The sequence below is a fragment of the Rhodococcus sp. MEB032 genome (assembly GCF_030208925.1).
Classification (GTDB): Bacteria; Actinomycetota; Actinomycetes; order Mycobacteriales; family Mycobacteriaceae; genus Rhodococcus_F; species Rhodococcus_F qingshengii.
This window is the reverse complement of record NZ_JARVSY010000028.1, coordinates 16,645-33,532: the sequence shown is the minus strand read 5'-3', so window position 1 is coordinate 33,532 and position 16,888 is coordinate 16,645. Positions and strand designations below refer to the sequence as shown.

22 protein-coding genes are annotated in these 16,888 nt (G+C 62.4%); 6 read left to right on the top strand and 16 right to left on the bottom strand.

Features of this window, described 5'->3' with window-relative positions; translation table 11 throughout:
- Positions 1-129: 129 nt before the first annotated feature.
- The 7 genes from QRN54_RS25010 to QRN54_RS24985 form a co-directional block, all read right to left on the bottom strand.
- Positions 130-1,230, bottom strand: coding sequence for a hypothetical protein (locus tag QRN54_RS25010; RefSeq protein ID WP_054186480.1), 1,101 nt, complete (start codon positions 1,228-1,230; stop codon positions 130-132).
- Positions 1,231-1,291: 61 nt separating this feature from the next.
- Positions 1,292-1,978 carry a hypothetical protein gene (locus QRN54_RS25005; RefSeq protein ID WP_054186479.1) on the bottom strand — a complete coding sequence of 229 codons (687 nt, stop codon included), beginning with the start codon at positions 1,976-1,978 and terminating at the stop codon, positions 1,292-1,294.
- The gene (locus tag QRN54_RS25000) at positions 1,975-2,859 is read right to left on the bottom strand and encodes a site-specific integrase (RefSeq protein ID WP_054186478.1); all 885 of its coding nucleotides are present in this window, start codon (positions 2,857-2,859) and stop codon (positions 1,975-1,977) included. The genes QRN54_RS25005 and QRN54_RS25000 overlap by 4 nt, the downstream gene beginning before the upstream one ends.
- Positions 2,856-3,254: a site-specific integrase gene (locus tag QRN54_RS33670; RefSeq protein ID WP_350318891.1), complete on the bottom strand. Its 399-nt coding sequence runs from the start codon at positions 3,252-3,254 to the stop codon at positions 2,856-2,858. The genes QRN54_RS25000 and QRN54_RS33670 overlap by 4 nt, the downstream gene beginning before the upstream one ends.
- Positions 3,255-3,821: 567 nt before the next feature.
- Entirely contained in the window at positions 3,822-4,241 is a 420-nt protein-coding gene (locus QRN54_RS24995) for a hypothetical protein (protein WP_147343833.1), read from the bottom strand.
- A gap of 2 nt (positions 4,242-4,243) precedes the next feature.
- Positions 4,244-4,630 (bottom strand): hypothetical protein, encoded by a 387-nt coding sequence (locus tag QRN54_RS24990; RefSeq protein WP_054186475.1) that lies wholly within the window; start codon positions 4,628-4,630, stop codon positions 4,244-4,246.
- A 244-nt stretch (positions 4,631-4,874) separates the two neighbouring features.
- Positions 4,875-5,069, bottom strand: a complete 195-nt coding sequence (locus QRN54_RS24985) for a hypothetical protein (RefSeq protein ID WP_083471082.1) — start codon at positions 5,067-5,069, stop codon at positions 4,875-4,877.
- Between the two features lie 7 nt (positions 5,070-5,076).
- Here QRN54_RS24985 and ligD point away from each other — a divergent pair, with 7 nt between their 5' ends.
- The gene (gene ligD, locus QRN54_RS24980) at positions 5,077-6,132 is read left to right on the top strand and encodes a non-homologous end-joining DNA ligase (protein ID WP_350318890.1); all 1,056 of its coding nucleotides are present in this window, start codon (positions 5,077-5,079) and stop codon (positions 6,130-6,132) included.
- Positions 6,133-6,552: 420 nt separating this feature from the next.
- Here the strand turns inward: ligD and QRN54_RS24975 are convergent, their stop codons facing one another.
- On the bottom strand, positions 6,553-6,681 hold the full coding sequence (locus QRN54_RS24975; protein WP_265588687.1) for a hypothetical protein: 129 nt from the start codon (positions 6,679-6,681) through the stop codon (positions 6,553-6,555).
- Between the two features lie 164 nt (positions 6,682-6,845).
- On the opposite strand from QRN54_RS24975, the gene QRN54_RS24970 reads away from it, so the two are divergent.
- A complete protein-coding gene (locus QRN54_RS24970) occupies positions 6,846-7,559 on the top strand; it encodes an SOS response-associated peptidase (RefSeq protein ID WP_285183357.1) in 714 nt (237 codons plus the stop codon).
- Positions 7,560-7,592: 33 nt separating this feature from the next.
- Here the strand turns inward: QRN54_RS24970 and QRN54_RS24965 are convergent, their stop codons facing one another.
- Positions 7,593-7,958, bottom strand: a complete 366-nt coding sequence (locus QRN54_RS24965; RefSeq protein ID WP_285183356.1) for a hypothetical protein — start codon at positions 7,956-7,958, stop codon at positions 7,593-7,595.
- Between the two features lie 36 nt (positions 7,959-7,994).
- On the opposite strand from QRN54_RS24965, the gene QRN54_RS24960 reads away from it, so the two are divergent.
- From QRN54_RS24960 to QRN54_RS24950, 3 genes are all read left to right on the top strand, one after another.
- A complete protein-coding gene (locus QRN54_RS24960; RefSeq protein WP_285183355.1) occupies positions 7,995-8,159 on the top strand; it encodes a hypothetical protein in 165 nt (54 codons plus the stop codon).
- 78 nt (positions 8,160-8,237) lie between these two features.
- Positions 8,238-8,441, top strand: coding sequence for a three-helix bundle dimerization domain-containing protein (locus tag QRN54_RS24955; RefSeq protein ID WP_285183354.1), 204 nt, complete (start codon positions 8,238-8,240; stop codon positions 8,439-8,441).
- Positions 8,442-8,446: 5 nt separating this feature from the next.
- On the top strand, positions 8,447-8,710 hold the full coding sequence (locus QRN54_RS24950; RefSeq protein ID WP_285183353.1) for a hypothetical protein: 264 nt from the start codon (positions 8,447-8,449) through the stop codon (positions 8,708-8,710).
- Positions 8,711-8,845: 135 nt separating this feature from the next.
- Here QRN54_RS24950 and QRN54_RS24945 read toward each other — a convergent pair whose 3' ends face one another.
- Positions 8,846-10,831, bottom strand: a complete 1,986-nt coding sequence (locus QRN54_RS24945) for a heavy metal translocating P-type ATPase (RefSeq protein WP_285183352.1) — start codon at positions 10,829-10,831, stop codon at positions 8,846-8,848.
- Positions 10,832-10,927: 96 nt separating this feature from the next.
- Between QRN54_RS24945 and QRN54_RS24940 the strand changes: the two genes are divergently transcribed.
- Positions 10,928-11,284 (top strand): ArsR/SmtB family transcription factor, encoded by a 357-nt coding sequence (locus QRN54_RS24940; RefSeq protein WP_285183351.1) that lies wholly within the window; start codon positions 10,928-10,930, stop codon positions 11,282-11,284.
- Between the two features lie 16 nt (positions 11,285-11,300).
- Here the strand turns inward: QRN54_RS24940 and QRN54_RS24935 are convergent, their stop codons facing one another.
- The 6 genes from QRN54_RS24935 to QRN54_RS24910 form a co-directional block, all read right to left on the bottom strand.
- A complete protein-coding gene (locus QRN54_RS24935; protein WP_285183350.1) occupies positions 11,301-11,465 on the bottom strand; it encodes a hypothetical protein in 165 nt (54 codons plus the stop codon).
- The gene (locus QRN54_RS24930; protein WP_285183349.1) at positions 11,438-11,632 is read right to left on the bottom strand and encodes a hypothetical protein; all 195 of its coding nucleotides are present in this window, start codon (positions 11,630-11,632) and stop codon (positions 11,438-11,440) included. Before QRN54_RS24930 ends, QRN54_RS24935 begins: the two co-directional genes overlap by 28 nt.
- A gap of 161 nt (positions 11,633-11,793) precedes the next feature.
- A complete protein-coding gene (locus QRN54_RS24925) occupies positions 11,794-12,492 on the bottom strand; it encodes a DUF305 domain-containing protein (RefSeq protein ID WP_285183348.1) in 699 nt (232 codons plus the stop codon).
- 105 nt (positions 12,493-12,597) lie between these two features.
- On the bottom strand, positions 12,598-13,611 hold the full coding sequence (locus QRN54_RS24920) for a hypothetical protein (RefSeq protein ID WP_285183347.1): 1,014 nt from the start codon (positions 13,609-13,611) through the stop codon (positions 12,598-12,600).
- 64 nt (positions 13,612-13,675) lie between these two features.
- The gene (locus tag QRN54_RS24915) at positions 13,676-16,009 is read right to left on the bottom strand and encodes a penicillin-binding protein (RefSeq protein ID WP_285183393.1); all 2,334 of its coding nucleotides are present in this window, start codon (positions 16,007-16,009) and stop codon (positions 13,676-13,678) included.
- Positions 16,010-16,026: 17 nt separating this feature from the next.
- Complete coding sequence (locus QRN54_RS24910) at positions 16,027-16,815, bottom strand: GNAT family N-acetyltransferase (RefSeq protein ID WP_285183346.1); 789 nt, start codon at positions 16,813-16,815, stop codon at positions 16,027-16,029.
- Positions 16,816-16,888 lie beyond the last annotated feature (73 nt).

Below are 16,888 nucleotides of genomic sequence, written 5' to 3'. Positions count from 1 at the left end.
GCAGCTGGGCGGCGTCGAGTCGCCACACCATGTCCGCGTATCGAGGAAGGCGATCATCGGGGATATCGGGGCGCAGCGGCCGCCCTGTGAGTACATGGGGGCCTGTATCGCAGTGGGGTTGTGGTTCGGTCATGGGATGTCCCAGGGATGTTCGACGAGGTCGAGAAGAGCATCAGCAGGCTTGATCAACTCGGCGTGTGAGACTTGTCCCGGCGTAAATTTGGGGAGTACTTCATATTCGATGGTCACCCAGACGGGGCCGTAGCGGCTCCACCAGTCGGACTCCGATAGCACCGATCGCCGTTCGTCGAGCGCCTGCCGCAAGCCGAGCACAGCGGGAAGGTGACTTGAGGTGATGACGCAGTTCGCGCAGTGGAAGCAGTCGAGAAATGTTGTGCGACGACATATTCGGCCGGTCGCAGGGTGAGCGTCGGGGTCAGTGCAACCATTCCAGAGTGCCTCATGATCCGCAGGGACTGCCGCTTCCGGAACTACCTTCAGCGAGCCGCCCGCGGCCGCAAGTGCGCGAACATGGGCATCGAGCGCAGCGCTCTCGGCTTCGGCGATGGCAGCGGTGAGAGTTTCGGCGCTCCATTCTGCTGCCGAAGCGTCCCCTCGAAGGTAATTCCCAAATAGCACTTCCACACTGTTCGAGCGTGCTGCAGAGGGCAGATGACCGCCCAACCTTTTGACTCTGGCAACTTCGATAGTGGTCCGGATCCGGCCGAACGTCACCGTCAACGGCCGTCCCACCTCCGTTTCGCTCGGCGGATCTGTGAGCAGTGAATGCCCCGCCGCCCATTCGCTGGGCATGAGGGGTGGGTCGGACAAAGATGCGCGAAACGGACTCATGTGTTCAGCAATGCCGGTGATGCCGCCTGCGATTCCGTTGCGCCAGATCGACCACAGTGCAGTCGAATCCGTGTACGTTCGCCCGCGGGTCATCAATCGGTGCAGTAGCAGGTACAGCCCTCCCGGTGTGTCGAGTTCCCGATGCGGTGGACCGATTTCCCAGGTGACGGTTTCATGCCAGTGCTGATCGCCCCGACGACGTTTCGTCAGCTGTATTTGCACGGCCGTTCCTTCCAGGATCTGGTGTTCGGCTGGTAAGTCTTTGAGAGTTTCCACATTCCGGCCGGTCAGCGCGATCAGGAGAATGAGGATCGGAACGAGATCCCTCTTCAGGAGGAACAGTTGTTCTGCCTGGGCGAGTCTGCGCCGCCACGTCATAGACGGTCCGGCCGGGGAACGCGGAACGATTCCGGTGCTGGCGATCTTTCGTAGTTTCGCCCTATCTATAGCGGACAAGGACTTTTCGGTGGACTTTGGGATTGTTACCGGCAAGAATTCGTTCCGAAAACTCGATTCGTGACCGGGTTGCCGAGACGTCAGCGCGTGCAGCGCCGAGGATTCGCGTGAATTCTCCATCCGAGTATCCGGACGCATTCAGCTTTCTGAACTTCGGAACCGAACGTGCCAGAGCAGCGTGGATGTCGGGGGCGATCATCTCGCGCAACGGAGGTTCGATCAATACTCGCCGCAAAATTGTCTGGCACTCCAGCGATCGGTTGATACTGGCCACAGATGCTCGCTGCCGGAGATACCCCTGGACATGCCGCAGCGTGAGAGCGGACGGTACTGCTGGCGAATCGGGAACCAAGTCGAGATACCGCAGAAACGAGGAGAGGAGCAGCCAGATCGAACGCGCGGACGCTTCTGTCCGCAATGTTCCGGTCGGACCTGTGCGTCGGGCGAATGCATCGAGTGCCGGTCCGTGCCAGCCGGGCATGGGCCACTTGTCGGCGGAGAACGTCCGTGTCCGTCCGTCATCTCCGATGAACTGGACCGATGTGGTGCTCGCAGCGTCGGCCGGAGCAGATGCGGTCGACGGTTCGTGGCGTGGTGAAACGTCATACTGACCCGTGGGTGTCTTCGATGGTTGACCGGTATGAGTTCCGGCACCCGTGCGGGGTTTCACTGCGAGGCATTCGTGTTCGAGGCCAATGGATTTGGCGGCGCTGGCGGTTCCTCCCAATCGTCAGGCACCAATGCCATCCGGGTCTCCATTTCCAGCTCGGCGAGGGTGTGAAGGTAAATCATCGTTGTGGTGATCGAGCGATGTCCCATACGGCGCCGAACCCAGTCGAGGGGATCGCCGAAAATTCGTGTGTAGTGGCCACGTTGTTCCGCAGTCTGTTCGCGCAATGCCGCGATATGGCCGCGTTGAAGTTGTTCGAGGGTTACCACCGCAAAGGTATGGCGCAACATGTGTGGGTGCACGCGCAGAGGTATACCGACGTCGGCGCACCGGACGTTGGCCTCGTGGAACAGACCCTTCCACCTCGACACCGACACTGGCATTCCTCGTTCCGTCAGCCAGAACGAGGCGGGTTCCAATCCGCGATCACCGGCGATGTATAGGCGGCGCCGGTCGGTGTGGTCCAGATTGGAGACCTTTACGCGTGCCTTGACGCCGGCGTTCGTGTAGTCGACAGCGATAGGTTGGGCAGGGTCCTCGACGACGAGCGGGCGAGCGATTTTGTCGTACCGTCCGTGTGCGCGAGCGTCGTCGATAATCTGGCGGCGATCGACATCGCGGTAGTTGATCAGTTCTCTGACGATGGATTCCGGTATGTACACCCATCTGGTCGAGGAGCCTTTGGCGATGGCTACCGGGAGTCGGAAGCGTTGATAGGACACGGGCTGGTGCTCGGTGGGCAGGTCGAAGACCGTAAGTGCGGACTGCTCGGCGAGGCGTAGTCCGGTTCGCACCATGAGATCGCAGAACACCGCATTACGCGTCGCCCAGCGTCCGCGGAATGCGGGGCGAGGGAGACCGTCCGCGTTCATACCCTTCATTCCGGTGTCTCTCCATCGCCGATAAGAGGCTTGCGGAATCCACTCGATGTTGTCCCGGTTGACATCTCGCGAATAGGTCGTGGGACTACTTCCTTGATCGTCGATGCGGCCCGGGGTATGAGAGCGACCACTACGGGCATGGTGCGGGATCGGGTTCGCGGCGACGAATCCCTTGCGCACTGCCAGCGATAGAAGTTGTTGACTGCCGCGACTTCTCGGTTCCAAGTTGCTCCGGACACTCGTGGGCCGGAAGCATCGCGCCGTCGCCAGACCAGGTAAGCGACATGGTCGTCCTCATTCGCATCACGCCATGAGATGCCGCTCCGCGCTGAGGTGAGAAATGAAAGGAACGCGGCGATGTTGCGTGCATAGCCCTGCTGGCTGATCGGTGACATCGTGACGAAACTCGGGTTTCGGAAGTACGAATTGAGGTCCACGTCGTACTCGAACGACGGAGACAACAAAAACGGTGAACCGGGAAACGGGTCTTCTGGAAAGAAAATTCTTACGGCACCCTCCGGTGCACCGTAATCCGAGGGACGGGCTACACGAGTTTCGGTGATACACACTCGCCAGGAAGACAACAGCATCTCGGTTTCCCCTCTGCGGTCAATGACCGACGGTACACAAGCTCGCTTGTGTGAAGATTCACGCCACCACGGGCGACGGTAAAACAGGCTTGGACCTTTGGTTATGGGTTACTTCCGATGCGGTAAGCGCCGCACAATAGAACTGCCCCCACGGCGCACCGCGCGGGCGTGTGCCGGCGATCAGAGGGCCAGCGGTTCCCGAACAGAGGCGCGGTCAGGCGCCGGCGATGCTCTGCGATCCGCTGACCTGCACACGTTCCGGTCCCTCACCGAGAGGGAGAGTCCGGATACGGCGATGCCCCGACAACGTCGCCGGGGCATCGAGAGGTGTTCACCTGCCAACTTGTCAGCAAGTTAACATCACAGAATCGGTCAATCGCGCGTGCGCCTGGTCTTGGCCTCGCGCCGGATCTCGGGTGCGCAGGCGATGACCAACGCGACGGCGGACACCACGGCTAGACACACACCGCAGGCGACACCAGCAAGGTAAGGGGTGAAGGTGAGAAAGATGGTCGCGAGTGCGAACCCGCCCGCGATGCCGGCCACTCCGGCCCTGATCGTCGTTTCGCGCACTCGGCGAGTTGCTTTCGGAATCATGGGTTCGGCCCTTTCCTCCGTTTCCTCGGTGTCCGGCCAGGTCTGTGACCGAACATCAGCGCAAATCGGGCAGTAGCTTTCGTCTCTGGCATGCGTCCACCCTCGTTCGAGAACGGATTCGATGTCAGCGCAACCGTTTTCGTTCTCGCCGGCGGTGATTCCACACCCATGGCAGCTCAGATATGGCGACGTCATCGTCATCGCTGCTCGCCGTCGACGCTCGGCGGACTCACGGGCAGCAGTACCGCGGCGATGCGCGTCTCTTCCCATCGCGATGGCCGGCGGCTGACTTCCGATCTTCCATCGACGAGGTCGCTGAGCGATCGGGCAACCTGATCGTCGGTTTCGTAACCGTTCCCCCACATGCTGGCCGGCCCTCGAACACCGCGGTTGTTGTCGATGACTGTGTAGACGACACCCTCGCCTTCAGGGTTCGGCCTGGTGAGGATGACGAATTGGTGGTCGTCGGATACCGCACGGACGGTCCACCACAGGTCTGCCGGTTGAACGAACTGCACGCGGTGCCCGGCAGTGAGGGCACATGCCGTGATCGTCGAGGGTGACGATCGTGTTGCGATGCTCATGATGCTCTGCTCAGCTTTCGTCGAAGTCCAAGCGCAGTGCATCGCTCACGAACGCACGAGTGCGACTGGCCGGGTGAGTCATCGAGCGGCTCGATGACCTGCGCATCGTGTCCGAAATCGGGCGTTGAACTCAACGGGGTGTCCCCTGATCCGGAGGGCGAGCCGGCGCCCGGCCGGCCGACCCTTCGAGGAGTGAGGGGACGTGTCGTCTTCCCAGCTGAAAGACCTTTTTCGACCTATAGGATCAATGATCCGGACGATCGCACCCGGCGGACGTGCCCGGCGGTGCGTCGCGCTCTTCCGGTTTCTCCACGATGAGTGGCCTCACCCCAGCCTTGTACCGAAATCCCCACCAACCATTCGGCAACAGAACCATTCCGGCCTGACCCTCGTCAGGCGGCGGAGTCCAGCCCTCGTCCGGGGCAGGGGGTCGAGTCATATCGACAGTGTCTCAACCTCCCGAAAACAGCCGCGAAGCAGGACAAACCTGCGCACAGTGGAGAGATGAGCGCCGCCACAGGAAAACCGGTTCCGCCGATGCTCGCCACGCTCGGCAATCCACCGACGGGGGAGCGCTGGGCCCACCGACGGGGGAGCGCTGGGCATTCGAGTCGAAATGGGATGGCCAAAGGGCAATAGCCACAACAGGTTCCACGTCCACGACTCTGTGGTCGCGCAACGGTAACAACATCAGTGCCTCGTTCCCCGAGATCGTCGACGCTCTCCGTTCGGTGCTCGATCACCGTGAAGCCGTCCTCGACGGGGAAATCGTCGCTCTCGGACCCGACGGTGTCCCGTCCTTCTCCCTGTTGCAGCGCCGGATGCACGTTCTGCGGCCCACCGCTCAGCTCCGCAACGAGGCTCTGACCTCGTACTATGTGTTCGATGTCCTCGACGTCGACGGAAAGTCGACGACCGAGCTTCCTTACCTCGAGCGCCGTGAAGCGCTCGCCAACCTCAGCCTCGAACATCCACGCATCAAAGTCCCACCACACTGGCTCAACGTCGACGGACCGACCATGTTGGAAGTCGCGAAGAAACACCATCTGGAAGGTATAGTCGCCAAGAATATTTCCTCGATCTACCAGCCAGGCAAGCGATCTCGGGATTGGATCAAAACGCCTCTGAGGGCTAATTGTGAGGCCGTAGTGTGCGGATTCGTCCCTGGATCGGGTGGCGCAGCGGGAGGAGCCGGGTCGCTGATCCTCGGCGCCCACGACGACTCAGGGGGCCTCAGATATATCGGAAACGTTGGTACGGGCCTGACCGATCGACAGCGCCGCGAACTGCGGGACAAGCTCGTCGAGCTCGAACAGTCGGTCAGTCCGTTCACCGTCGAGCCGCCGAGAGCTGTCACCCGCAATGCTTCCTGGTCAAGACCTGTCCTTGTCTGCGATGTGGAGTACCGGGAGTTCACCGGTGGCAGCCTTCGGCATCCATCCTTTCGAGGGCTGCGGAACGACAAGACCGCCGATGAAGTCGACCTTCCCGGTCGGCACTGACCATGTTGTTTGAAGATGCGCTGTTCGGGAAAGAAATCCAGTTATGAGTACAGCTGAACAGACCTATCATCCGGGACAAAAAGCGCCGGTCAGCGGCTTCTACGAGTGCGATTGCGGTGACGCTCATCGGGTCAGTACCGATGTTGCCGGTCACGTGTTGCCGCCGTTGCCGCAGTGTTGTTCGGGCGGGGTGTGGCGGTTGAAAGAAGCTCGCCCCCAATAGAGGCAGATGACGAAGCCGCCGGCACCGAAATGGTGTCAGCGGCTTCACAGGGTCGGTGCCCGTCTTGCGCCTCTCGGCAAGTGGCCGCTCGAAGCGGCATTTCTGGGGTGGTACCCGGGGCAAAGAATCGAACACCGACAGCCTCTACAACGAACACCCGCGAAGAGTTATTCCGCACGGCTGACCAGCGTAGGTCGTCATTTCCGGGTGATGATCGTCCGCAACACGAAGCGGAACACCACCGCGGTACCGGCCCCGACTGCGACACCGGCCACGATGTCGGCCAGGAGAACTCCGACTGTGACACCGAGGACCGTTGCGGCCACTATCGCCAATGCAACATCGGCAGATGCCGGCCGAGGACCGTTGATCGCGCTACCCCTTTCCCTGCTTGTGACGTATTCGCAGAGATCATCACACGCCATCTGAGCGTGGAAGTCGGACCCACGCTGTTCAATGGGACAGGAACCGGTTAACAGGAGGTCAGGCCATGTGCGGGCGCTACGCCAATCGAAGCTCAGATAAGGAATTGCAGTCGTTTTTCGACACCATGCACACCGTCGGCGATGAACTGCCCCCGTCCTACAACGTCGCCCCCACACAACCGGTCCGGGTGATCCTCGAACGAACCCCACGCGAGGAACCCGACTCCGAGCCCCAGCGCCAGCTCAGGACGGTCAAATGGGGTTTGCTCCCTGCCTGGGCAAAAGACCGGAAGATGGCGTCCAAGCTGATCAACGCCCGCAGTGAAACCGTCACGGAGAAGCCCTCATTCAGGAGTAGTGCTGCCAAACGACTGGCCATCGTTCCCGCGAACGGCTACTACGAATGGATGAAAAGCGAAGAGGGAAAGAAGATTCCGTACTTTCTTCACGGAGACGGTGACCTGATCGCGATGGCTGGACTCTACGAGTTGTGGCCCGATCCTGAACTGCCAGAAGACGATCCGAACAAGTGGGTATGGACCTGCACTGTCTTGACTCGGCCAGCTACGGATTCCACGGGACACATACACGACAGATCCCCGCTGATCCTGCCCGAATCATTCTGGGAACACTGGCTCGACCCGACACTCACCGACAAAGGCGAGGTCCAGGCCATGATCAACTCCGTTCCGGAGCCGCACCTCGAACCCTACGAAGTCTCGACTGCGGTCAATAGTCCGAGGAACAACGGCCCGAGCTTGCTCGAACCGGTCCACTGACTGACGTTCTGGGCCTTCGCGCTCGACGAGAGGTCAGGATTCCCGCATCGTCACCCGGGCGAGCATCTGCTCCATCTGCGGCCATCCGAGAGCGAGGTTCGATCCGCTCATCTGGACCCGTGTGTTCCACTCCGGAGCGAAGGCATCGAACATGATCCGAGCAGCGGGAGCGAGTACGTCCCGCTCGACGGCGTCAACGGTGTCGGCATCCCAACGGAACTCCCCGTCGATGGAATCGGGTTCACCGAACACCGACGTCAGACGCGCGGACACATAGCCCAGAGCGACCAGATCCGCCGCACTGTAGAAGTCGTTACTCGATTCAACGACCCGGCCGAACGCCGGTGGCGACGCCGAAAGGCGCCGCGGCTGATCTGGGTGGGCATCGGCGGCGCTCACGACCGTCGCCCGTCCTCCGAGATCCCTCTCCCCGCCATGCACGCGGCGATCGAGGACTTCGGGCCCACGACCCTCGTGGAGGGTTCGGTGACGCCCGTGTCGATCGGGGCGTCGGTGGACATCGCATCCCGGTTCCGTGCACCGTCGCCGGTGTGGGACGAACTCGGCCGGTCGGGTTCGACTCGTGGCAGCACAGCGTGACCATGTGCTGATCGTCGCCTTCAGCCGATAGTTGTCTTTCCTGTTGAACTGTGGGCAGGTGGGGCGCAGTATTTACCGATGAAGACCGAAGAGGAAGAGCGTCTGATCGCTCATGCGGTGACGCGGTTGTCCGCGAAGTATCCGTCGATATCGGCTGATGTCGTCGCGGACGCTGTTGCGTCTGCTCATACTCATTTCGACGGCCACAAGGTGCGTGATTTCGTTCCTCTGCTGGTCGAGCGCATGGCGGGGGAGAAACTGTCCTCACTGGTCGCGTCGTAGCCACGATGTCCGCGGCAGAAGAAACCGATATCGCGCAGGCGAGAGTGTTTCTTGCCCTGTTGAATTCGGAGATCGACGAGTTGTCGGAGCGTATCGAATCCGCGCTGCGACTGGTGCGGGGTACTCGTCCGGTCGCACCTGAGTTGGCGTCGGCGGCGCGCACCGACGCAGCGGCGCTGCGTAAGGACCTTCACCGGGTCCGTCGTATGGTGGAGCAACTGACACGCCGCTTCCCCGACGTAGTGCGCATCGCGGCTCACCCCTCGTAGGGACGCGGACGAGAGGCTTCGTTGCCATTCCAGTCCCGCGTATCCGAGCCCGGGGCGATCGTCCCGATGTGCCGAAGAACCCATTGGCGTAGCTGCGCTGGCGGCTCTGAGCAAGGCATAGATTCTTTTACCGGACTATGACTCGATGTCCTTGGTCCATGCCTTTTCTCGAAGCAACCGGAGGCCGTTGAGGGCGACGATGATGGTGGATCCTTCGTGGCCCGCAACGGCCAGCGGCAGGGGGAGCGTGCCGATCAGGTCCCATACAACGAGGCCGGAAATGAACGTCGCGGCGATCGCCAGATTGGCGACAACAACCCTTCGAGCGCGTCGCGACAATGCGATGACTGCCGCGATTGTGGTCAGGTCGTCGCGTAGGACCACGGCGTCCGCGGTGTCGAGGGCGAGGTCGGATCCAGCTCGGCCCATGGCGAGGCTGGTTCCGGCGGCAGCCATCGCTGGTGCATCGTTGACGCCGTCGCCGACGAGCAGGACATGGTGCCCGCTTTGCTCGAGTTCTCGAACGGCGTCGACCTTGTCCTGTGGGAGCAGCTCTGATCGTACGTCCGTGATCCCGATCGTTGTTGCGAGTTGTGTTGCAGCACGAGTGTTGTCGCCGGTGAGCATGGTCGGCGTAGTTCCTGTCAACGCGGTCAGCGACCGCACCACCGCGTCTGCGTCCCGGCGGAGCTGATCGGTGAACCCCAGTACAGCGACGGGAGTGGCGTCGAGGGAAACGACAACTGCAGTCCGGCCGTGTCTTTCGAGTTCGCTGACAACGACGTCGACATCGATGTCGACATCGATGTCGACGCCGGATAGTTGCGGGCTGTGCTCGTCGATGCGGGTGGGGCTGGTGATCGCAACTTGTCGGCCATCGACAAGTGCGGAGACTCCGACTCCGGGCGTGGATCGGAAATCCTCCACGCGATGTAGCGAGATTCGTCGTTCACGCGCTGCTGCAACGACGGTGCGGCCGAGTGGGTGCTCGCTCGCGGCTTCTGCGCTTGCCGCGAACGCAAGTGCCGAAGCCTCGTCGATATCCGCGGCGGCGAGGACGCGAACGTCGGTCAGTGCGGGTCTACCTTCGGTCAGGGTGCCGGTCTTGTCGAACGCGACTACGGTCGCGTTCCCGAGTTGTTCCATCACGACCGCAGATTTGACGAGGACGCCGTGACGTCCGGCGTTGGCGATCGCGGATAGGAGCGGGGGCATCGTGGCGAGTACGACTGCGCACGGGGAGGCCACGATCATGAACGTCATGGCGCGCAACAAGGTTGGCTGCAGTGCCGAGCCGACTGCCAACGGGATGAAGAACAACGCCACGGTCGCAACGACGACGCCGAGGGAGTAGCGCTGTTCGATCTTTTCGATGAACAGTTGCGTCTTCGCTTTGGTGGCGGACGCTTCCTCGACCATGGAGACGATCCGGGCGATGACGGTTTCGGTGGGATCGCGTTCGACCCGCACGCGTAGGACGCCGCTCCCGTTGTGGGTACCGGCGAACACCTCGTCGTCGACGGCCTTGGCGGCTGGCAGTGGTTCACCGGTGATCGAGGCCTGGTCGACGTCGCTGGCGCCGTCCACGACTCGTCCGTCTGCTCCGATTCGCTCGCCGGGTCGGATGACGATGATGTCGCCGATCGCCACATCGGCTGTGTCAACCTGTTCTTCGGCTCCGGTGGCGGTCACGCGGGTGGCCTGTGCCGGGGCCAGATCGAGCAGGCCCTTCACCGAATCCTCTGTCCTGCGTGTTGCGACGGCTTCCAGGGCTCCGGAGGTGGCGAAGATGACGATCAACAGGCCGCCGTCGAGTACCTGTCCGATCGCGGCCGCTCCGATCGCGGCGACGATCATCAACAGGTCGACGTCGAGGGTCTTCTCGCGCAGCGCCTGCAGTCCTGCCCAGGCCGGTTCCCAGCCTCCAGTGACATAGCAGGCCAGGTACAGGCCCCAGTACATCCAGACCGGTGCTCCTGCGAACTGGGCAACCAGTCCTGCCGCGAACAGCACGGTGGCGGCGACCGCCCATCTGACCTCGGGTAACGACAACGCCGGGGTCCGGCGAGTGGGGAGCGTCCCTGCCCGAGGGGCAGGTGCATCGGCCAGTGTGGTGGGCATCGAATCTTCCTTCAACGGTCGCAAGGGTGAATCGGACGCCATACTACGCATATATGTAGACGTCTTCATATATTGCGTGTGTTTAGAATGTGAGGTATGGGCCACGGAGTGCAAGGTAGGGACACCCCCGCAGCGGTGCTCGACGCCGAGAGCGCTGCCGTCGTCGCCGAAGCCTTGCAGGCGTTGGCCAATCCGAGCCGGTTGCTGATTCTCTCGCGACTGCGCTGTGGGCCGGTCGCGGTCAACGACCTTGCTGAGGATGTGGGAATGACGCAATCGGCTGTCTCTCATCAACTTCGGCTGCTGCGCGCCCTCGGGCTCGTCACGGGAACTCGCACCGGCCGAAGCATCGTCTACAGCCTGTACGACAACCACGTCGCCCAGCTGCTCGACGAGGCGGTTTATCACGTCGAGCATCTGCGGCTCGGGGCGCGGGACATCTCGGCCGGCTGATCCTTTCCCCGAGAGGTCAGGGCGCCTGGGAGCGTTCGAGGAGTGCAGGACGGCCGTCCGTCCCGGCGGTCACCGGGTAGTAGGTGTGGTGGGTGATCGGGTCGACCGCGACGACGTGAGCGTCGTCGGCCAGGTGTCCGGACCCGACGGCGGTCAGGTGCCCGCCTTGTCGGTCGAGCACGCTGACGGTGCCGCTCTCGGCGGCGACGTAAAGACGTTGCGCTCCTTGGTCGTAGGCCAGGACGTCGGGTCAGCCCACCCATGTCGCTCCCGGAAACTGACCAGGGTGAGCGCAGCGGCAAGCGGCAGCCCGAGGGCGGACATCGAGAACCCGACAGATTTGCGCACGGTGAAGTCTCCTGAATATAGCAATGGGAATCGTTTTCGATACTGTAGCGGGGTGAATCACCTCGTTGCGCATCGCCCCATCCCTCGTCGCATCTGATGTGACCAGGGGAGTTTCGGCGGCGCCTCGACATCGGAACAGCCATCGAGGACGAACATTTGCTCTAGGGAAAGGGCAGCGGCTGTTCGTTTCGTTGCGCCAGCATCGTTGTCATCACATCTGATTCGTGTTGCTGCAGCGCAAGCAGTGAGCGTGCGAACCGGCGAATGATCGGATCCTCGGCGCGATCGCTTGCCACCTCGAGCATGTCGTTTCCGCCCTGGTGGTGGCGGAGCATCAGTTTCAGAAATTGTGTGTCCGACTCGTGCCCTTCCGCAGCGCGGAACGTCTCGAAATCCAGCGCCGTGGCCATTCCCGGCATCGAAGTGCCCGAATCGTGTGAGGGCATCTGGTGATCTCCCTCAGCCATCCAGCTCGTGTACGGTTCGGCTGGTTTCCTCGGTTGTCCCCACATGTCCAACCACCCCTGCATCATTCCAATCTGAGTGCCCTGACCTGTGAGGATGTCGAATGCCAGGGTGCGGACTGTGAGGTCGCCGGCATTGGCGACCGAAATTCGCGCAAGCTCGATCGCTTGCTCGTGATGAATGATCATGTAGTGCAAGAACCCGATGTCGACACCACTCGTCGGCGGGGAAGGTGCTTGCGTGTCCGATTCTCGCGTGAGATAGCTCCCGAGGACGATTCCGAGCACCAAGCACACGGCGACAGCCAACGACATGCCTGTTGCTGTGCGGCGGGAGCAGTGTGTGTTGCGGTCATCGTGTCGGCTGTGCGGAATGCGGAGCGACGTGCTGCCCATGGAGCTGGTTCCTCTGTGTGTGATAAGTCGATGTGACTGTGTAGTAACGGATTTCGAATCGGAACCGGGGTGGGGTTCGCGAGTGGCGTCGCCGATTGCGGATGTTCACCTCAGTTGGGCCGGCAGGTCCCCCGGGGTGACACCGAGATGGATGTGATCGCGGTGAACATCGTCGGAGAAGAACCCTGCTCTGTCGCCGTTGAGATCGATCGGGCCACCCACTTCGGTCGCTCCGAGTTCGGAGGCGCGAAGCATGAACTCAGTGAGCACCGGTGAAGTGACGCTGTAGTCGACAATGCGAACGCCGTTGATCTCGCGCACATCTGCCGCTCGACCGACGGCATGATTCGACACTTTCGACGTCGGAAACACCGTTTGAATGTGGCCGGTGTGCATCACCTGGATTCCGAAGGTGAATTCCTCACCGAGACCGGTCAGGACGCGAAGCAGTGTTTCGTCGACCCGGCCGGTACCGACATCGTCTCGTGCAGGTGCGGACAAGATGATGCTGGGGTTGTCGATCACCGCCAGGGCGGACCCGGTGATTGTTTGCTGCTCACCGAGGCTGGTCAATGCCTTGATCTGTCGGACTTGCCAGACGCCGCCACCATGTCGGGCAAGACGAACGTCGAGTGCCATCTGCCTGTTCACAGATTCCGTGGAGTAGGTCAGTTGTTGATCGAACAAGGCGATGACCGCAGCTTCGTCAGTGGCGATGCCGCCGTACTGCGGATAGAGGACCCGCAGGGAACCGGCGATCGCATCAGACGGCTGCAAGATCGCTGCGGCCGCGACGAGTTCGGGTACGAGACCAACTCGCGAGAGCGGATCGGTGACGGTCGACCACGTTCCCGCTGTTTCGAGGAAGTCTGCTGCCGTTCGTTTGATGTCGGGCAGCACCTCATTGGCGCTCGGTGTCCACACGCCCGAAAGCCCCTGCTGCTGTTGCATGTTCGTGGATTTGTGCCGGGACGGCACATCACCGGGGCGCGTGGCGGTGGTAGAGACGGGCGCATCAGGGGTTGTGTGGGGTGTTCGCGGCACTGCACATGCGCTGATCGTTCCGGCGGCGGGGACGGCGACGATCAGCGCTAGAACTTGTCGGCGAGTGAGCTCCATATGGTCCTTGTAGTGGTGTCAGAGAGTCGATACCGGTGATCTGTGGCGGGTTTTCCGCCCCCTGCTAGCGCGGTGCAGGGCCTGGGGGCGTGGCGGATCGAGGTGGGGCGTCAGACGGCAGTTCCCGGGGGCCGGCTGGGCCCGGTCGTGGTTGGGAACCATCACCGATGGACAGCGTGATCACCGAACCGGGAAGCGTCGAACCGACAGGCGAGATGCTGACCACTGTTCCCGGCGTCGAAACGGATTCGGTTGTGGTCGTTGCGACGTCGAACCCTGCAGCTTGAAGCAGCGAGGTCGCTGCGGACGACGTCATCCCGACCACGTTCGGAATTTGAGCGCTCTGCGCACCTCGGACGTATTTCTGATCGACGGGTGGCAGTTCCACAGGACCGAATTTCGTGGCTATCGGCGCCAGCGCGTCGTACCAGGTGCGTGCAGGTTCGTTGCCGCCGTAGAGATCACCGGATCCGCAGGGCCGCAGGGGGAAGGAACAGAGTGCACTCGGAGTCGGCGAATCGCCGTACGTGTACACCGCACCGGCGTAGCGGTTGGTGAATCCGAGGAAACCGGAGGACCGATTCGCCTCGGTAGTTCCGGTTTTTCCCGACATCGGCAGCGACCACCGGGCCGACGCCGCTGCGGCGGCTGCGGTGCCGCCAGGTTGGTCGTCCTTGCTCATCGCGTTGGCCAGGGTGTTCGCCAGTCCTGGGTCGATCACCTGCTCGCACCCTTGTACCGCCATCGGCACCGGGGCGCCCTCGCGATCGAGTACCGAGTCGATCGGGGTCGGGGGACACCACTTCCCCGAGGATGCGAGTGTTGCTGCCACGTTGGACAGTTCGAGTGGGTTGACCTGGGTCGGTCCGAGGGTGAACGAGCCCAGGTTCTGCTGCTTTTGGACTTCGGCCATGCTCTGCTGGCCTTGCCCCGAGGTGCCCGGCTCGTCGTAGGAGCGAAGTCCGAGCCGTACGGCCATCTCCACTGCCGGGGTGACCCCGACGGACTCGAGTAACTTCACGAAGGCGGTGTTCGGTGATTGCGCCAACGCATCGGTCAGCGGGAGGGCGGCGGGATAGTTGCCGGTGTTCTCGACGCAGTAGGTGGACGGGGGGCATCCTTGTGCGCCGCCATCACCGAGTCCTTTGACTTCGACTCGTCGGGGAACCTGCAGGACGCTGCTGCTACCGAGTCCCTTCTCCATTGCCGCTGCGGCGGTGAAGATTTTGAAGATCGAGCCCGCTCCGTTGCCGACAAGCGAATACGGTTGCGGCTGTACTGTTTCAGAGGCTTCGGCGTCGAGGCCGTACGTGCGACTGCTGCCCATTGCCAGTATGCGGTGTTGGTCCTGGCCGGGTGCGACGACATTCATGACGGTCGCGGCCCCGTCCACGTCGGGTCTGGTGTTGCGTACCAGTGCGGTCTTGACGGAGTCTTGGACGTCCGGCTCGAGAGTGGTCCTGATCAGGTAGCCGCCTTTGTCGATTTCTTCGCCGCTGATGCCCGCTTGGGCCAGGTACTGCAGCGCGTAGTCGCAGAAGAATCCGCGGTCGCCGGCGGCGATACATCCGCGTGGGAGTGTATTGGGTTCGGCGAGGACGCCCAGGGGTTGGGTTTTGGCTGCCCGCAGCTCGTCGGCGCGTTCGGGGATGTTTTCGATCATCGTGTCGAGAACGACGTTTCGGCGTGCGGTGACGCCGTCCACGTTCGTGTACGGGTTGAGTGCGGAACTGGACTGGACCATGCCGGCGAGCATCGCGGCCTGCATGGCGGACAGGTCGCTGGCGTCGATGCCGAAGTAGGTTCGGGCTGCGTCTTGGATTCCGAAGGATGCGTTGCCGAATGGAACGAGGTTGAGATAGCGGGTGAGGATCTCGTCTTTGGTCAGTTGTCGGTCGAGGGTCAGTGCCATGCGGATCTCGCGGATCTTGCGCGCGGGTGTCGTTTCGATGGCAGCTCGGCGTTCGGCGTCGGTGGTGGCCAGCACCAGAAGTTGATAGTTCTTCACGTACTGCTGGTTGAGTGTCGAGGCGCCCTGTTCGACCTGTCCGCTGGTGGTGTTGGTCAGGAACGCTCGGAGTGTGCCCTGCCAGTCCACGCCTTGGTGGTCGGCGAAACGTTTGTCCTCGACGGAGACGATCGCGAGCTTCATCTCGTTGGAGATTTGATCGCTGGGGACTTCGAAGCGGCGCTGCTCGTACAACCATGCGATCGGGTTTCCGGCTGCGTCGACCATGGTCGAAACGCCGGGAACAACTCCCTTGGCCAGCTCGGCGGAGACGTTGTCGACGGTGCTCACCGCCTGATTCGATGCGTATCCGAAGCCCCCGACGACCGGAAAGAGCACACCCGCGAGCAGGGCGCCGGCCAATGCCGTGCATCCGGCGAGTTTGGCCACTGTTTTTGTCGCACTGCTCATGTCAATTCCGTTCCGTCCTGTGCTGCGACGCCGAGTGATCGCCGGTAGACCTGCATTCGTCGACCGTCACGATCGAGGTAGGTGCGCGTCGGGGTCCATCCGAGGCGTTCGTAGAAACCGTGGGAGGTGCTCGAAGCGGAATCGGCGGTGTCGACGTGTGTTGCAAGCTCGGCGGTGGGCGTACCGAACTGCGTTGCGGCGGCCTCGAAGCCGGCGGTGAGTTCGGCGCCGATTCCCCGGCCACGCCGTGCGGGGTCGACGGCGACAGCGGCCAGTACCGCTACCGGATCGGCGGGCGGGCGGGGCGGGGACGTCGTCGTCCTGACATCGCGAGGACAGCCCAGGAACAATTCCTTGGCGGCATTGCACCACGGCAGTGCCCGTGTGCGGAGAAACCGGGCAGCCAGTTGCGGCCGCGCGACCAGCGCGATGATGCCGTGAACAGCGAGTGAGGCCATCGTTTGTCGGTCGCGCACCATGTGGCTCAGGTGCGTTCGGTGATCGAGTGTTCCGAGGAGGAATCCCAGAACGTTCCGGTCGGCATCGACTGCGACGAAAGCAACGGCATAGGGGTGGTCGAGGAAACTGTGATGCCACCGGCGCAGAAAGCGGTAGCCGAGTTGGGGAAAGAGTCCCACGGGTAGGGCGTCGAGGTGCAGGTGAGCGCTGCTGGAGAGGTCACCGATCTGGGCGGGACGAATGGTGACGGGCCCGGCCCCGGCGGCAGCGGATGCCGGCGGTGTGGGCCGTGGGTGGGGTCGGGTAGAGCTGACAATGACACGCACGAGGGCGCTCCTGAGGTGAGATCGCGTGCGATCGGCCATCGGCCGACGGCGGACGCGGAACTGAAGTGGGAAA

Bases quoted from the DNA above. Each gene is read 5' to 3' on its own strand.
- QRN54_RS24940 (WP_285183351.1), top strand. From the start codon at position 10,928: ATGGGCCACGGAGTGCAAGGTAGGGACACCCCCGCAGCGGTGCTCGAC.
- QRN54_RS24945 (WP_285183352.1), bottom strand. From the start codon at position 10,831: ATGCCCACCACACTGGCCGATGCACCTGCCCCTCGGGCAGGGACGCTC.
- QRN54_RS24970 (WP_285183357.1), top strand. From the start codon at position 6,846: ATGTGCGGGCGCTACGCCAATCGAAGCTCAGATAAGGAATTGCAGTCG.
- QRN54_RS24985 (WP_083471082.1), bottom strand. From the start codon at position 5,069: ATGACTCGACCCCCTGCCCCGGACGAGGGCTGGACTCCGCCGCCTGAC.
- QRN54_RS24950 (WP_285183353.1), top strand. From the start codon at position 8,447: ATGTCCGCGGCAGAAGAAACCGATATCGCGCAGGCGAGAGTGTTTCTT.
- QRN54_RS24960 (WP_285183355.1), top strand. From the start codon at position 7,995: ATGCACGCGGCGATCGAGGACTTCGGGCCCACGACCCTCGTGGAGGGT.
- QRN54_RS25000 (WP_054186478.1), bottom strand. From the start codon at position 2,859: ATGAAGGGTATGAACGCGGACGGTCTCCCTCGCCCCGCATTCCGCGGA.
- QRN54_RS24920 (WP_285183347.1), bottom strand. From the start codon at position 13,611: ATGGAGCTCACTCGCCGACAAGTTCTAGCGCTGATCGTCGCCGTCCCC.
- QRN54_RS25010 (WP_054186480.1), bottom strand. From the start codon at position 1,230: ATGACGTGGCGGCGCAGACTCGCCCAGGCAGAACAACTGTTCCTCCTG.
- QRN54_RS33670 (WP_350318891.1), bottom strand. From the start codon at position 3,254: ATGTCACCGATCAGCCAGCAGGGCTATGCACGCAACATCGCCGCGTTC.
- QRN54_RS24925 (WP_285183348.1), bottom strand. From the start codon at position 12,492: ATGGGCAGCACGTCGCTCCGCATTCCGCACAGCCGACACGATGACCGC.
- QRN54_RS24990 (WP_054186475.1), bottom strand. From the start codon at position 4,630: ATGAGCATCGCAACACGATCGTCACCCTCGACGATCACGGCATGTGCC.
- QRN54_RS24995 (WP_147343833.1), bottom strand. From the start codon at position 4,241: ATGACGTCGCCATATCTGAGCTGCCATGGGTGTGGAATCACCGCCGGC.
- QRN54_RS24955 (WP_285183354.1), top strand. From the start codon at position 8,238: ATGAAGACCGAAGAGGAAGAGCGTCTGATCGCTCATGCGGTGACGCGG.